Origin of the sequence: Sphingopyxis sp. SE2, from assembly GCF_032227185.1 — a bacterium.
Taxonomy (GTDB): domain Bacteria; phylum Pseudomonadota; class Alphaproteobacteria; order Sphingomonadales; family Sphingomonadaceae; genus Sphingopyxis.
The window spans coordinates 3737937-3751902 of sequence record NZ_JAPMXW010000001.1 but is presented as its reverse complement, the minus strand read 5'-3'; the positions used below and the strand labels follow the sequence as shown (position 1 = coordinate 3751902).

Annotated in this window: 12 protein-coding genes; 4 read left to right on the top strand and 8 right to left on the bottom strand. The window is 66.8% G+C overall.

Features of this window, described 5'->3' with window-relative positions; all coding sequences use genetic code 11:
• Positions 1-100: 100 nt before the first annotated feature.
• From ybaL to OVY29_RS17850, 7 genes are all read right to left on the bottom strand, one after another.
• A complete protein-coding gene (gene ybaL, locus OVY29_RS17880; protein ID WP_313911840.1) occupies positions 101-1744 on the bottom strand; it encodes a YbaL family putative K(+) efflux transporter in 1644 nt (547 codons plus the stop codon).
• A 70-nt stretch (positions 1745-1814) separates the two neighbouring features.
• On the bottom strand, positions 1815-3857 hold the full coding sequence (locus OVY29_RS17875; RefSeq protein ID WP_313911839.1) for a putative bifunctional diguanylate cyclase/phosphodiesterase: 2043 nt from the start codon (positions 3855-3857) through the stop codon (positions 1815-1817).
• Between the two features lie 112 nt (positions 3858-3969).
• Positions 3970-5790: an ABCB family ABC transporter ATP-binding protein/permease gene (locus tag OVY29_RS17870; RefSeq protein WP_037553185.1), complete on the bottom strand. Its 1821-nt coding sequence runs from the start codon at positions 5788-5790 to the stop codon at positions 3970-3972.
• Positions 5791-5836: 46 nt separating this feature from the next.
• On the bottom strand, positions 5837-5986 hold the full coding sequence (locus tag OVY29_RS17865) for a hypothetical protein (protein ID WP_313911838.1): 150 nt from the start codon (positions 5984-5986) through the stop codon (positions 5837-5839).
• A gap of 106 nt (positions 5987-6092) precedes the next feature.
• Positions 6093-6668, bottom strand: coding sequence for an LptA/OstA family protein (locus OVY29_RS17860; RefSeq protein ID WP_313911837.1), 576 nt, complete (start codon positions 6666-6668; stop codon positions 6093-6095).
• Positions 6665-7303 carry an LPS export ABC transporter periplasmic protein LptC gene (lptC, locus tag OVY29_RS17855; protein ID WP_037553183.1) on the bottom strand — a complete coding sequence of 213 codons (639 nt, stop codon included), beginning with the start codon at positions 7301-7303 and terminating at the stop codon, positions 6665-6667. Before lptC ends, OVY29_RS17860 begins: the two co-directional genes overlap by 4 nt.
• 20 nt (positions 7304-7323) lie before the next feature.
• The gene (locus OVY29_RS17850) at positions 7324-7941 is read right to left on the bottom strand and encodes a ribonuclease H-like domain-containing protein (RefSeq protein ID WP_313911836.1); all 618 of its coding nucleotides are present in this window, start codon (positions 7939-7941) and stop codon (positions 7324-7326) included.
• Between the two features lie 263 nt (positions 7942-8204).
• On the opposite strand from OVY29_RS17850, the gene OVY29_RS17845 reads away from it, so the two are divergent.
• Positions 8205-8981: a cold-shock protein gene (locus tag OVY29_RS17845; protein ID WP_037553179.1), complete on the top strand. Its 777-nt coding sequence runs from the start codon at positions 8205-8207 to the stop codon at positions 8979-8981.
• Positions 8982-9236: 255 nt separating this feature from the next.
• On the opposite strand, the gene OVY29_RS17840 is transcribed toward OVY29_RS17845, so the two are convergent.
• On the bottom strand, positions 9237-12311 hold the full coding sequence (locus tag OVY29_RS17840) for a TonB-dependent receptor domain-containing protein (protein WP_313911835.1): 3075 nt from the start codon (positions 12309-12311) through the stop codon (positions 9237-9239).
• Between the two features lie 176 nt (positions 12312-12487).
• Here OVY29_RS17840 and OVY29_RS17835 point away from each other — a divergent pair, with 176 nt between their 5' ends.
• The 3 genes from OVY29_RS17835 (at position 12488) to OVY29_RS17825 (ending at position 13924) form a co-directional block, all read left to right on the top strand.
• Positions 12488-12808 carry a phosphoribosyl-ATP diphosphatase gene (locus tag OVY29_RS17835; protein WP_313912077.1) on the top strand — a complete coding sequence of 107 codons (321 nt, stop codon included), beginning with the start codon at positions 12488-12490 and terminating at the stop codon, positions 12806-12808.
• 10 nt (positions 12809-12818) lie between these two features.
• Positions 12819-13196, top strand: a complete 378-nt coding sequence (locus OVY29_RS17830; protein WP_037553177.1) for a histidine triad nucleotide-binding protein — start codon at positions 12819-12821, stop codon at positions 13194-13196.
• Between the two features lie 137 nt (positions 13197-13333).
• Positions 13334-13924: a hypothetical protein gene (locus OVY29_RS17825; protein WP_313911834.1), complete on the top strand. Its 591-nt coding sequence runs from the start codon at positions 13334-13336 to the stop codon at positions 13922-13924.
• The last annotated feature ends 42 nt before the right edge of the window (positions 13925-13966 follow it).

Here is a 13966-nt window from a genome sequence, read left to right as displayed (position 1 = left end):
CAAACCAACCTCGTCATTCCCGCGAAAGCGGGGACCCAGGGCGGGATCAGCCGACGCAAGCTCTGGGTCCCCGCTTTCGCGGGGATGACGAGATTAAAACTCAAGCCAAGGTCAGCATCGCCCGTTCGGCCATCCGCGACGCCGTCTCGCGTTCGGCCATCACGACATGGTCCGCGCCGCGACGGACCAGGTCGCTCACTTCCTCGTCCGAATGCGCGCGCGCGACGATCACCAGCTTCGGGTTGATCGCACGCGCGCGGCGCACGATCGCCCCCGCCTCGACCCCCTCGGGAATCGCGATCAGCAGCGTCGACGCCTCGTCGAGCCCGGCCTGGCGCAAAATGCTCTCCTTGGTGGCGTCGCCGACGATCACCGTTGCGCCCGCCTCACGCGCCGCGGCCGCCATGTCGTTCTGGTCCTCGATCACCGTCAGCCCTTCGCCGCGGCCGCAGATCATGCTGCCGATATGGCTGCCGACGCGGCCATAACCGATCAGTACGACCCCGGCGTTGCACGGTTCGGGCGCTTCCTCGACAATGTCTCCCGACGGTTCCTCGATCGGTTCGTCGGCGCGGATGCGCTTCACCGCCAGCGTGAAAAGGATGGGATTGAACAGAATCGACAGCATCGAACCCGCAAGGATCAGGTCGCGCCCCGTCTCAGGCAATACCCCGAGCCCGACGCCGAGCCCCGCAAGAATGAACGAGAATTCGCCGATCTGCGCGAGGCTCACCGAAATCGTCAGCGCGGTCTGCGATTTATGGCCGAAGGCACGGACGAGCGCATAGGCCGCGACCGACTTGCCGATGACGATGATCGCGACTGTAGCGATCACCGGCAGCGGCTGCTCGACGATCACCTTGGGGTCGAAGAGCATGCCCACCGACACGAAGAACAGCACCGCGAACGCATCGCGCAGCGGCAGCGTCTCTTCGGCGGCGCGCCGCGACAATTGCGTCTCGCCGAGGATCATGCCCGCGAAGAAGGCGCCGAGCGCAAAGGATACGTCGAACATCACCGCCGCGCCGAATGCGACCCCCAGCGCGATCGCCAGCACCGCGAGCCGGAACAGCTCGCGCGACCCCGAATGCGCGACCCAGTGGAGCACCCACGGCAGCACCCGCCGCGCGATCAGGAACATGAATGCGGCGAAACCGACGACCTTGACCAGCACGATACCCGCCGACTGGAGCAGCCCCGCACTCACTCCTTCGTCGCCGCGGTCGCCGAACATCGCGGGCAGCAGCACGAGCGCGAGCACCATGACGAGGTCCTCAACGATCAGCCAGCCGACCGCGATGCGCCCCTTCTCGGTCTCGACCATGTCGCGTGCCTGCAATGCGCGGAGCAGCACGACGGTCGATGCGACCGACAGCGCCAGCCCGAACACCGCGCTCCCCGCGATCGACCAGCCCAGCCAGAGGCCGAGCATCGTGCCGAGCGCGGTCGCGACCGCGATCTGCAGGGTCGCCCCCGGCACCGCGATCTTGCGGACCGAAAGCAGGTCCTTGAACGAAAAGTGGAGGCCCACCCCGAACATGAGGAGGATGACGCCGATCTCGGCGAGCTGCATCGCAAGCCCGGTGTCGGCGACGAAGCCCGGTGTAAAGGGGCCGACGAGGATGCCCGCGAGCAGATAGCCCGCGATCGGCGATATTTTGAGCCGGTGCGCGAGCGCGCCCATCAGAAAGGCGACGCCAAGGCCCGCGACGATGGTTCCGATCAGCGTGGTATCATGCGGCATGAGACCCTGCGTAAAGGCGCGGCGCGCGCAGGGTCAACCCAAGCCGGCTATTTTCGTTGCGATCGAGCCGTCAGGCGGCGAACACCCGGTCGTCGCCGCCGCGATCGTCGCCCTGCGCAACGCCGCGCCCCGGCCGGCCGATCAGGAAACCCTGCGCCTCGTCGCAGCCCTCGCGGCGCAGCACGTCGAGCTGTTCGGAGGTCTCGATGCCCTCGGCAAGGATCGGGATCGACAGGCTCTTGCCGAGCGCGAGCACCGCGCGCAGGATCGCGGTCGACTGGACGTTGCCGGCAAGCTCGGCGAGGAAGAAGCGGTCGAGTTTGATCTTGTCGAAGGGAAAAGCGCGCAGCGTTTCGAGCGACGAATAGCCGGTTCCGAAATCGTCGAGCGCAACGCCGACGCCGAGCGCCTTGATCTGACGCAGCACGTGCAGCGCGCGTTCGCGGTCGGCGATGATCGCGGTTTCGGTGAGCTCGATCTCCAGCCGCCGCGGCGGCAGGCCGGTGTCGAGCAATATCTGGTGGAACAGGCGCGGCAGGTCGACGTGCGCGAGCTGCAGCGGCGAGACATTGACCGCGACCTTCGACGCGTGCGGCCAGGCGGCCGCGTCGGTGCAGGCGCGCCGCATCACCCATTCGCCGAGCGCGAGGATGAAACCGTTCGCCTCGGCGAGCGGGATGAAGACCGCCGGCGGGATCGCGCCGCGCACCGGATGCGTCCAGCGCAGCAAGGCTTCATATCCGGTAATTTCGCCCGTCGTGACCGAGGTCTGGACCTGATAATGGACGTCGAGTTCGCCGCGATCGATCGCGCTGCGCAGGTCGGCGGCCAGCTCGCGCTGGTCGCGGATCGCCTCGTCGAGCTGCCAGTCATAATGGCACGGGGTGGTCGCGGCATCGGCCTTGGCGCGGTACATCGCGAGGTCGGCATTGTTCGCCAGCATCTCGGCGGTCGCCGCATCGTCGGGAAAGACCGCCACGCCGATGCTCGCGCCGAGCCGCGCCTCGAAATCGGGAAAGACCAGCGGCGCCTTGAGTTCGGCATCGAGCCGCGCGGCGAAGGCCGTCAGCTGCGCGCGCTCGGTAAAGCGTGTCAGCGCGACGAACTCGTCGCCGCCCAGCCGCGCGACGAACTCGTTATGCCCCAGCGTATCGCGCATCCGCTGCGCAATCCGCGCAAGCACCTCGTCGCCCGCCTTGTGGCCGTGGACGTCGTTGATTTCCTTGAAACGGTCGAGATCGATCGCGCAGAGCCCGACCCGCTCGCCGCTCACCATCGCCGCGCCGATCTGCCGCGCCAATTCGCCGCGAAAGGCGACGCGATTGGGCAGGCCCGTCAGCGCGTCGTTCATCGCCATGCGCGTCATCTCGCGCAGCGCCTCCGACCGCGTCTGGCGGTCGAGCATCGCGGCGAAGACGCCCGCCGCGATCACCATCCCGCCGACGAGCACCGTCGCGAGCGCCAGCGCGCTGAACTCGGCCGGACGCAGCGGCGTCTCGTCGAGCGCCATCGGGGTGATCCGCATCGCGGTCATCGCGAGAAAATGAAGCGACGCGATCGCCAGCACGATGAGCAAAGTCGCGAGCGGCACGCGGTATCGCACCGCGCGGCGCGTGCGCAACACGGTCAGCGCCGCGGCGGCGAAACCCATGCCGCAGATCACCGCTGCCGCGATATACTGGCCGTCCCAAGTCACGATCCCGTCGACCCGGTACGCGGTCATGCCCGTGAAGTGCATAGCGGCGATCGCGGCGCCGAACAGTGCTCCGCCGATCGCGCCGAAAACCTCGTCCTTGCCCCACGCCGCGACCGCGAAGCCGATGAAGCTGCCGACCATCGCGACCATCAGCGAGGCGATCGTCAGCACCGGATCGAGCGTCACCGGCGCTTTCGCCTCGAACGCCAGCATCGCGACGAAATGCGTGCACCAGATCGTCGCGCTCGCGGCGACGGCGACAAGGAAGGCCCAGGCGATTCCCTGCGACCGCGACCCATCGCGCGCGCGCTCGAACATCTGGACGATCGCAAAGGCGCCGACGCCGCAAATCGCGACCGCCAGCGCGACGAGCCACGGATCGTGGTCGATCGCGATACACATCGCCAGCCTGATCAAGCGCCCACCTTCCCCTCGAACGTCCGTCAGGCGGACAGAGCCAAAGAGGCTCAATGGGTGGGAATCACTTACAGAAATGTAAACCGGCGTTAAAATTTAGCGAACGCCGCGATCAGGCGTCGACCGTGCCCTCGTCGCGTTCGGCCTGCTGCCGCGCCCACATGTCGGCGTAGAGGCCGCGCATGCCCAGCAGCTGGTCGTGCGTCCCCGTCTCGGCGACGCGGCCTTTCTCGAGCACGATGATGCGGTCGGCGTTCGTCACCGTCGACAGGCGGTGCGCGATCACCAGCGTCGTGCGCCGCGCCGCGATGCGGTCGAGCGTCGACTGGATCGCCGCCTCGGTGCGGCTGTCGAGCGCGCTCGTCGCTTCGTCGAGGATCAGCAGCGGCGGATTCTTGAGCAAAGTTCGCGCGATCGCGACGCGCTGCTTCTCGCCGCCCGACAGCTTGAGCCCGCGCTCGCCGACCTCGGTGTCGTAACCCTGCGGCAGCAACGCGATGAAGCTGTCGATCGCCGCGCCCTCGGCCGCCGCTGCGATTTCGTCGGCGTTCGCGCCTTCGCGGCCATAGGCGATGTTGTAACCGATCGAATCGTTGAACAGCACCGTGTCCTGCGGGACGATGCCGATCTCGGCGCGCAGGCTCTTTTGCGTCACCTGCGATATATCCTGATCGTCGATCATGATCCGCCCGCCCTGCGGATCATAGAAACGGAAGAGCAGCCGCGCGATCGTCGACTTGCCCGCGCCCGACGGCCCGACGATCGCCAGCGTCTCGCCCGCGCCGACCGCGAAGCTGACGCCGTTCAGGATCGTGCGGTCGGGCTCGTACCCGAAGACGACATTCTCGAACGCCACCGCGCCGCCGTTCACGACGAGCGGCCACGCGTCCGGCGCATCGGCGATCTCGGGCGGGGTGTCGATCAGGCGGAACATCGCCTCCATGTCGATCAGCCCCTGCCGGATCACGCGATAGACCATGCCGAGCATGTCGAGCGGTCGGAAGAGCTGCGCAAGCAGCGTGTTCACCAGCACCACGTCGCCGACCTTATACTCGCCGGTCGACCAGCCCCAGACGGTATAGGCCATCGCCCCCGCGAGCGCGGCGTTGGTGATCAGGCTCTGCCCGATGTTCAGCCAGGCGAGGCTGTTCTCGCTCTTGACCGCGGCGCGCGCATATTGGTCGGCGACGTCGCGGTAGCGCGCTTCCTCGCGTTCTTCGGCGCCGAAATATTTGACCGTTTCGTAATTGAGCAGGCTGTCGACGCTCCGCCCGATCGTCAGCGTGTCGAGGTCGTTCATCCGCGTCCTGAGCGCGTTGCGCCAGTCGGTCACCTTGCGCGTGAAAATGATATAGACGACGACCATCAGCGCGGTCGCGCTCGCTAGGCCAAAGCTGAATTTGGTCCAGAAGATGATCAGCACCGCGGCGAGTTCGATCACCGTCGGCGCGATGTTGAAGAGTAGGAAATAGAGCATCGTGTCGATGCTCTTGGTGCCGCGCTCGATCACCTTGGTGACCTCGCCCGTACGCCGCGCGAGGTGGAAGCGCAGGCTCAGCGCGTGGAGATGGCTGAACGTCGCGATCGCGAGTTCGCGCGTCGCATCCTGCCCGACGCGCTCGAACACGACGTTGCGCAGATTGTCGAACAACACCCCGGCAAAACGCGCGCCCGCATAGGCGAGCACCAGTCCGATCGCGAGCGCCACGCCCTCCTCCATTCCCGGCGCCATGCGGTCGATCGCGGCGCCGTAGAGGAAACCCATCGACAGCTGCACGCCTTTCGACGCAAGCACGATGAGTCCCGCAAGGACGATGCGCAGCTTCGCCTCGGCCTGCCCCGCGGGCCACAGATAGGGGAGAAAGCGCCGCAGCGTCGCAAGGACGGGCGGTTCGCGGCTGGCGTCGGCGGATGTTGCGGTATCGGGGGGCATGGACGCCCCATGTAGGGGCACAACGCCGCCGCGCCAACTCCCTCGTCTAGCGCGACTCGCGCCGTCCCGCGTGGCGGATGATCCGGTCGATCAGCCGCCGTTCCTCGGAGGAGGGGGTCGGGACGATCGCGGTGGGCGATTCCTGGCGGCGACCGAACAGCGGACGCCGGGGCGGGACGATGGGAGCAAAGCGCATGGGGGCTGCTTTCAACTATGCGCGGCGTTGCCCCCCGGCACCGCTATGACCTGGTCCCTGCAGCCATGGTGAAACCGCATGGTTGCGGCCCGGTAAAGCGGCGTGGTTACTGCTTTCTTTCCGGTACCGTGAAGGTGCCGGTGACGCGCCCGCCGGTGCCGCCCTCTACCGGATTGCCGTCGGGTCCGCGCGCCGCGCCGCGCCCGTCGACCGTCGCGCGCCCGCTGCTCAAGTCGATGACGAGCCGTCCGCCGCGCAGATTGTTGCCGCGCTGGCGCAGTTCGACATTGCCGACCATCGTGATCAGGCGCCGGTCGAGGTCGTAGATGGCGACATTGCCCTTCGCCATTTCGTCGCCCTTCACCACCGTCACCCCGCCCGTCGCGTCGAGCCGGTTGACGTCGGTGCCGCCCGCGCGCGTATAGGCGACGGTCATCCGCGGCGCGGTGACCGTCAGCCCCGCCTGCATCACGCGGACATTGCCCGCGAGCACGACGCGGTCGGCGCGGTCCTGCACCTCGATGCTGCCCGCCGCGAAATCGACCGGCGCGTTGCTGTTGTGATTGGCGAGTGCCTGCGCCCGCGCCGCGTCGCCGCCGCCGCTGGACAGCATTGCCAAGCTGGTCAGGGCGAAGCTCGCGCCCGCAAGCGCCATGCTCTTCAGGGTCCAAAGCCGGTTCATTTGAGCACTCCCTGATTGATCCTGAGCCGCGCATTGCCCTCGAGCCGCACGATCCGCTTGTCGAGGTCGGCGGAGAGCCGATTGGCCGAAAAGCGACCGATGTTCAATGTGCCGTCGACGCCGCCCTCGCCCGAGAGCGTGCGCGTGTTGAGGTCGACCGCGACATTGCTCGCGTCGATGCTATAGCCGTTCGCGCTCTTGACCTGCACCGTTCCCGGGACCGCGACCTTTTCGGTCTCCATATTATAGGCGCCGTTCTTCGCGACGATCGTCGCGGGGCCGTCGGCGAGCTTGATCGCCCCCGACAGGTCGGTCATCCGCACGATCGGTTCGGCCGAGCTTTTCTGCACCGCGCTGCCCGCGAGCAGCGCGAAGGGCTGTCCCTTCGCATCCTGCCCGCGATATTCGGCGCGCGTCACCTTCATCCGCTCGCTCGCCATATCGACCTTGTCCTTGGCGAGCAGAAAGCTGATCTCGGCGCGCTGGGTGAAGGGTGAGAAGACGAGCACCGCCGCGACGACGCCGATGACGAGCGGCAGCCCGAAGCGCAGGATGCGCACCACCCGGTCGTGGCTCGACCCGCTCGCCGCCCACATCTGGCGCATCGTGCGATCGAGATCGGCGCGTTCGGACATGGGCGAAACCTCCCGGACCTTCAGCTATGCGCGAAAATATCGACCTCGGGCCAGCCCGCAAGGTCGAGCGCGGCGCGCGTCGGCAGGAAATCGAAACAGGCCTGCGCAAGCGCCATGCGCCCCTCGCGCGCCAGCCGCGCGTCGAGAATGTCCTTCATCGCATGCAGGAAACGCACATCGCTCGCCGCATAGTCGCGCTGCGCGTCGCTGAGCTCGGCCGCGCCCCAGTCGCTCGACTGCTGCTGCTTCGACACCTCCTGGCCGAGCAGCTCGCGCACCAGTTCCTTAAGCCCGTGCCGGTCGGTATAGGTGCGCACCAGCTTCGAGGCGATCTTGGTGCAATAGACGGGCGCGGTCACCACGCCGAGCGCCTGCTGCAGTGCGGCGATGTCGAAGCGCGCGAAATGAAAGAGTTTCAGCCGCGAAGGATCGGTCAGAATCGCTTTCAGAACCGGCGCATCATAGGCGCTACCGGGACCGAAGCGCACCAGATGCTCGTCGCCCGTCCCGTCGCTGATCTGGACGAGGCAGAGCCTGTCGCGCAGCGGGTTCAGACCCATGGTCTCGGTGTCGATCGCGACCGGCCCCGGACGCAGCACGCCCTCGGGCAGATCTTCTTCGTGGAAATAGACTGTCATAGACGCCCGCCTTAGGCCAAGCGGCCCTGCCGCTCAATGGCTGGTTTCGGGGCCCGGCCCCGGACCGCCGAAGCCCGCGGCAAAGCGGGCGATATTCCCCGCCGCCTTTCTGAAATTTTCTGTTCGCAGCCTGTGGATAATTAGGCTATATCTTGCGCTCTTGGTGGCATGGGGCGAGTCCGTGCCCGTGGTGAACTGCGTCCCCGTCCGGCGCAAGGAGCCGGTTGAATGGGGTGTGGACGACCGAAAGCGACTACTAAGCAATGAGTTTCAACAAGGATCGCCGTGGCCATCGGGGACGCGGCAAGCGCGATGATTTCGGCAATTTCGACAGCTTCGAACCGGCTCCCTACGGCGGCGACAGCTACGGCGGCGGTCGTGGCGGCTTCGGCGATCGTGATCGCGGCGGCTTTGGCGGCGGCGATCGCGGTGGCTTCGGCGGTGGCGACCGCGGCGGCTTCGGTGGCGGCGATCGCGGCGGCGGCGGTTTCGGCGGCGGACGCGGCGGCGGTATGCCGGCGCAGGTCGTCGGCGAGGGCCAGGGCACGGTGAAGTTCTTCAACGCATCGAAGGGCTTCGGCTTCGTCGCCCGCGACGATGGCGGCGAAGATGTGTTCGTTCACATCAGCGCGGTCGAACAGGCGGGCCTCCAGGGCCTCGCGTCGGGCCAGCCGCTCGGCTTCACGCTCGTCGAACGCAACGGCAAGGTGTCGGCGATCGACCTCAAGATCGAGGGCGAGCCCCTGCCGATCGAGGAATTCGCCCCGCGCCAGCGCGACGGCGACCGTCCGGGCGGCGCCCGCGGCCGGCGTCAGCTGACCGGTGAACGCACCTCGGGCACGGTCAAATTCTTCAACACGACGAAGGGCTTCGGCTTTATCGCGCGCGACGACGGACAGGCCGACGCCTTCGTCCACATCAGCGCGGTGCAGCGCGCCGGCATGACCGGCCTCGACGAGGGCGACCGCGTGGCTTTCGACATCGAAGTCGACGACCGCGGCAAGTTCGCGGCGGTGAACATCCAGCCGCATCAGGACTGATCGGCCGGACAGGCAAACGAAAGGGCGGCCCGCGAGCCGCCCTTTTTGTTTGGAACGCCGGTTTGCGAACGACCGGTGGTGACCGATTGCTGCCATTGAGAGAAGAAAGCCCCTCCCCTTCAGGAGTATCAGGTCGATCGGTCCCCCGGACCGATCTGAAACGTCCGGGGGGACGTTTCACCTGATACTGGGTTGGGGTGGGGTCTATCGGCCTTGCGCAAGGCCGATAGACCCCACCCCAAAACGGAACCCGGCTCAAATCTTCCCGCGCACTCCCAGGAAGAAACGCCGCCCCAGATAATCATATTGCGTCCCGAACGCCGGCGCCTGCCCGATGACCGGCGGCGTCGCGGTGACGACGGTCGACACGCGCGGCGGCGGCGTGTCGAACAGATTGGCGACGCCCAGCGTGATCCGGAAGCGGTCGGCGACGTCGCGGCTCAGCGACAGCGAGTGATAGAAGGTTGCCGGCACGCTGACGTCGGGGCAAAAGCGCCCGCCGGGACGGAAGCTCGAGGTACGGCACGGATCGCCGCCCTGCGCGCGCAGCAGATCCTCTTCGTTCGACGCCGCGCCGGTGACATCGAGCCCGTAGAAAAGCGTCCACTTGTCCTTCGTCCAGCCGAGGTTGAAGTCGCCGACCCATTTCGGATTGCCGATCTTGCCATTGTCGTCGATCTCGGTGCCGGGGAAGAGCTCGACTTTGTCCTCGACCTGCCATGTCATCTGCGCGCGGAAGGTCAGCGACCCCAGATTGCCGAGGTCCTGATCGACCGCGAGCGACACGTCGACGCCGCGACCCTGCTGGCGGCTGATGTTGACATAGCGGTCGGTGACGCTCGCGACGCTCTGCGCGTCGGGGCCGGAGGCGGTGCGCGTGAACAGGCCGCAAAAGGCTTCGCTGGCGAAATTTTCCGAATCATAGCAGCCGGTGAGGATGTTGGCCGCGCCGAGCAGCGCGATCTCGTCGCGCACCTTGATGTCGAAATAATCGACCGCGAGGCGCGTCTTGAGCCCGCCCCACAGCGCCCCCGACAGATCGGGGGTCAGGATGACCGACACCGTCTTCGCGGTCGAGGTTTCGGGTTCGAGCCGGCCGAGCCCGCCGCCCGACACGATCGTCGCCGGGCCGATCCCGCCGGCATAGTCGGGGGCGATGCCGTCGGCGGCGCAATTGTCGAAGATGCGCTGGCTGATCGCCCCCGCCGCAAGCCGCGCCGCGGTCTGGATGCACGGATCGATGTCGGACTGGCCGAGAAAGCCCGTCTGGTCCTGAAGGAAGAGTTCGAACAGCGCCGGCGCGCGGAACGAGGTGCCCCAAGTGCCGCGGAAACGCAGCCAGTCGGTCACCGCCCAGTCGGCGCCGACCTTCCACGTCGTATCGCTGAAACTGTCCTGCGCACCGCCGCGTGCCGTCGCCTCGACATGCGTGTAGCGCGCCGCGGCCGACAGCGTCAGCCGCTCGATCATCGGCACGCCTGCGAGCAGCGGCAATTCGACCTCGCCGAAAAGCTCCTTCGACACAGTGCGCCCCGCGGTGATGCCCGAGGTCGTGAAATTGGCGACATTGCCCGCGAGCGTCGCCTCGCCCGGCGTGTCGTCGATCTCGTCGCGGCGGATGTTCGCGCCAAAGGCGACGCCGACGGGCCCGGCCGGAAGCGTCAGAAGCTTGCCCGTCAGCAGCGCCTCGGCCGAGCTCTGCTCGAACAAGGTCCGCCCCGTCTCGCGTCCGGTCAGGAAGGCGCGTTCTTGCGCCGTGAAATCGCCGCGCAGCACGCGCGGATCGGTAAAGTCGATGTCGATGCACTCGACGCCGCGAATCGCGGTCACCGTCCCCGCGCACGAACGCGTGCGCAAACTCTGCGACGCGATCGCATCCTGATAGATGACGTCCTGCGTATAGCTCGCGTCCGACCGGCTGTGCTGGCCGTGGACATCCCATTTCCATGCCGCCCCGATCTCGCCGCGCAGGCCCAGCACGCCGCGATAATAATCGACGTCGGCTTGGGCTTGGGACTTCACCAGCACGCGCGGGCGCAGGATCAGATTGCCGCCGAACTCCCCGTTGAGCGGATCGCCCATGTCACCCGGATCGCAATTATACTGCGTCGGATCACACAGGAAGAAGGGCAGCATCGACGCGCCGGTGAACTGCTGCAGCTCGATCCGCTGGACGCCATTGTTATGCGACTTGCGGTTGCTGAACAGGAATTCGCCATAAGCGGTAATCCCGTCGGTGACGTCGTAAGCCCCCTCGACGAAAGCGCTGACCCGGCGCACGCTCGAGAAGACGTCCGAACCCTGCTCGGCGGGCTCGAACTGGTTGAGCGCGCCGGTCGACGGCCCGTCGAAATTGACCCCGAAGAAATTGTCCGGCCCGAACACGCCAATCGGATTATAGGCATTGATCGGGATGCCGACGCCCGCAAATTCATTGCCATATTGTCCGGCGAAGATCGCCTGCCCGTTCGGCGCGATCAGGCCGGGGCCGAATGTGGGGAAACCATTTTCGTCGACCCCCGAAAAATCGCTGAACACGATCATGTTCGCCTGCGTGCTGCTGCACGCCGGACGTCCGGTACGGAAATCGACGATGTCGGCGCGGCTGCCGTCGGCCTCGCGCTTCAGATATTCTTCGGAGCAGAAGAGGAAGCCGCGGTCGCGCCGCGTCAGATTCTGCTGGCGGAAGATGTCGACCGTCGCGAAAAAATGGCCGCGGTCGAATGTCTTGCCGAAGCTCGCGTCGGCGCCGTAGCTTTCGCCGCCGCCATGTTCGGTGATCGACGAGAGACCGCCCGCTTCGAACCCGTCGAGGTCGTCGCGGGTTAATATATTGACCACGCCTGCCACGGCATCCGAGCCATAGATCGACGAGGCGCCGGTCTTGAGTATCTCGACCTGGCGCACCACCGACAGCGGCAGCACGTTGAGGTCGAAGGGCGCAACCGAACCGCGAATCCCCGCCGACCCCGCGCGGCGGCCGTTGATCAGCACCAATGTCCTCTCGGCGCCGAGCCCGCGCAGCGACACCGTCTGAACGTCATTGCCGCCATTGGCGACGAAGCGGTTCGAAATCGCCGAATTGATCTGGATCGATCCCTGCGCTGCTGGAGTCGACTGCAGCACGTCGGCGAGTTGCACCTGCCCCTGCAGCTTCGCCGTCTCGGGGTCGATGACCTGAATCGGGTCGGCGCTGGTGAATTCGCTCTTCGCAATGCGCGAGCCGGTGACGATGATTTCGTCGCCATCGTCCTGCGCCATTGCGGGGCTCGCCGCGAGCGCAATCGCCGAGGCCGTTGCAGCCAGAAACACCCGGGGGCCGGTGCCCATTTCCATATCCTTGTCCATTCAGAAGTTGATCTCGCCCCCCGGCGCACCCAAAATTATCCGCCGGGCGTTTCGATATGGTTTACGCAGCGGTAATTTTTTGGGCCTCGCACCCGCTTGCCGCGACCGGCGCGCACCGCTACGCACGCGTCCGAAAGGATCGGATGATGGTGAGCGCGATGGGCGAAGCATTGGACCGGCTGGAATCGATCATCCGCGACCGTCTCGCGGCAGGCGACGCCGAGGCTTCCTATGTGGCGAGCCTCGCCGCGAAAGGCCGCGGCAAGATCGCGCAAAAGCTGGGCGAGGAAGCGGTCGAGACGGTGATCGCGGCGCTCACCGAGGACGACGCCGCGCTGACCAGCGAGGCGGCCGACCTCGTCTTCCACCTCACCATCCTGCTTGCGACACGCGGCCTGTCGTGGGACGACATCGCCGCCGAACTGGCGCGCCGCCACGGCACCTCGGGCCACACCGAAAAGGCCGGCCGCCCCCACTAGGAGCTTCCTCATGCCGATCGACGCGACCCGCCCCTATGACGACAGCAACATCTTTGCGCGCATCCTGCGCGGCGAGCTGCCGTCGAAGACGGTCTACGAGGACGAATATGCCCTCGCCTTCCACGACATCAACCCGCAGGCGCCGCTCCACATCCTCGTAATCCCCAAGGGCGCTTACGTGAGCTGGGACGATTTTTCGGAGCGCGGCAGCGAAGCCGAGATCGCGGGTTTCGTCCGCGCGGTGGGCAAGGTCGCACGCGATCAGGGCCTCGTCGCGCCGGGCTACCGCCTGCTCGCCAACACCGGCCTCGACAGCCATCAGGAAATCCCGCACCTCCACGTCCACATCTTCGCCGGCCAGCCGCTCGGCCCGATGCTCGCGCGCTGATATCGCGCTCCGTCTGTGACCCCGGTCACAGCATTTTCCCCCTCTGCGACTAAGCGTGCGCGATGCACGGCGACGGGTGGACTCTTGCCCCTGTTTCCAGCAGGATAGATATCCGGGCCAGAAGGGGAGACGAAGCGATGGGCAAGGCATGGCGCGCGCTGGGCACATGGCTGGCCGGCAAGGCGAAAATGGCGCTGATCCTGCCGCTCACCCTCGCGATGGCCGCGACCGCGACCGCCGACACCGTACCGCAGGTCACACTCGCGACCCCCGGCAGCTCGGGCACCGGCGACGGCACGATCACGCGCTTCACCTTGCGTTTCTCCGAAGACATGGTCCCGCTCGGCGACCCGCGCGCACCGGCACCCGCCACCAACGACTGCAAGCTTCCGTCGACCGGCCGCTGGGTCGACACGCGCACCTGGGTGCTTGAGTTCGACAAACCGCTCCCCGGCGGGCTCGCCTGTCATGTCGAGCTGCGCGACGGGCTGACCACCGCGCGCGGCGTCGCGGTCGCGGGCAACAGCCGCTTCGCGCTCGACACCGGCGGCCCCTCGGCGCGCGCGGTGCTCGTCGGCGGCATGGGCGGCGGGATCGAGGAGGAGCAGATCTTCCTCGTCGCGACCAACGTCGCCGCCGACCGCGCCTCGGTCGGCCGCTACGGCTATTGCGCGGTCGACGGCATCGGCGAGAAGATCCCGCTCGATGTCGGCCTCTGTGCATTGTAGGGACACGGATTCACGGTAGGCATCGACGTCAGGGGTAGCGAA

Excerpts from the sequence above, each read along its gene's own strand:
- OVY29_RS17850 (WP_313911836.1), bottom strand. The coding sequence starts at position 7,941 with ATGACAGTCTATTTCCACGAAGAAGATCTGCCCGAGGGCGTGCTGCGT.
- OVY29_RS17830 (WP_037553177.1), top strand. The coding sequence starts at position 12,819 with ATGCCGATCGACGCGACCCGCCCCTATGACGACAGCAACATCTTTGCG.
- ybaL (WP_313911840.1), bottom strand. The coding sequence starts at position 1,744 with ATGCCGCATGATACCACGCTGATCGGAACCATCGTCGCGGGCCTTGGC.
- OVY29_RS17865 (WP_313911838.1), bottom strand. The coding sequence starts at position 5,986 with ATGCGCTTTGCTCCCATCGTCCCGCCCCGGCGTCCGCTGTTCGGTCGC.
- lptC (WP_037553183.1), bottom strand. The coding sequence starts at position 7,303 with ATGTCCGAACGCGCCGATCTCGATCGCACGATGCGCCAGATGTGGGCG.
- OVY29_RS17870 (WP_037553185.1), bottom strand. The coding sequence starts at position 5,790 with ATGCCCCCCGATACCGCAACATCCGCCGACGCCAGCCGCGAACCGCCC.
- OVY29_RS17825 (WP_313911834.1), top strand. The coding sequence starts at position 13,334 with ATGGGCAAGGCATGGCGCGCGCTGGGCACATGGCTGGCCGGCAAGGCG.
- OVY29_RS17845 (WP_037553179.1), top strand. The coding sequence starts at position 8,205 with ATGAGTTTCAACAAGGATCGCCGTGGCCATCGGGGACGCGGCAAGCGC.
- OVY29_RS17840 (WP_313911835.1), bottom strand. The coding sequence starts at position 12,311 with ATGGGCACCGGCCCCCGGGTGTTTCTGGCTGCAACGGCCTCGGCGATT.
- OVY29_RS17860 (WP_313911837.1), bottom strand. The coding sequence starts at position 6,668 with ATGAACCGGCTTTGGACCCTGAAGAGCATGGCGCTTGCGGGCGCGAGC.
- OVY29_RS17835 (WP_313912077.1), top strand. The coding sequence starts at position 12,488 with ATGGGCGAAGCATTGGACCGGCTGGAATCGATCATCCGCGACCGTCTC.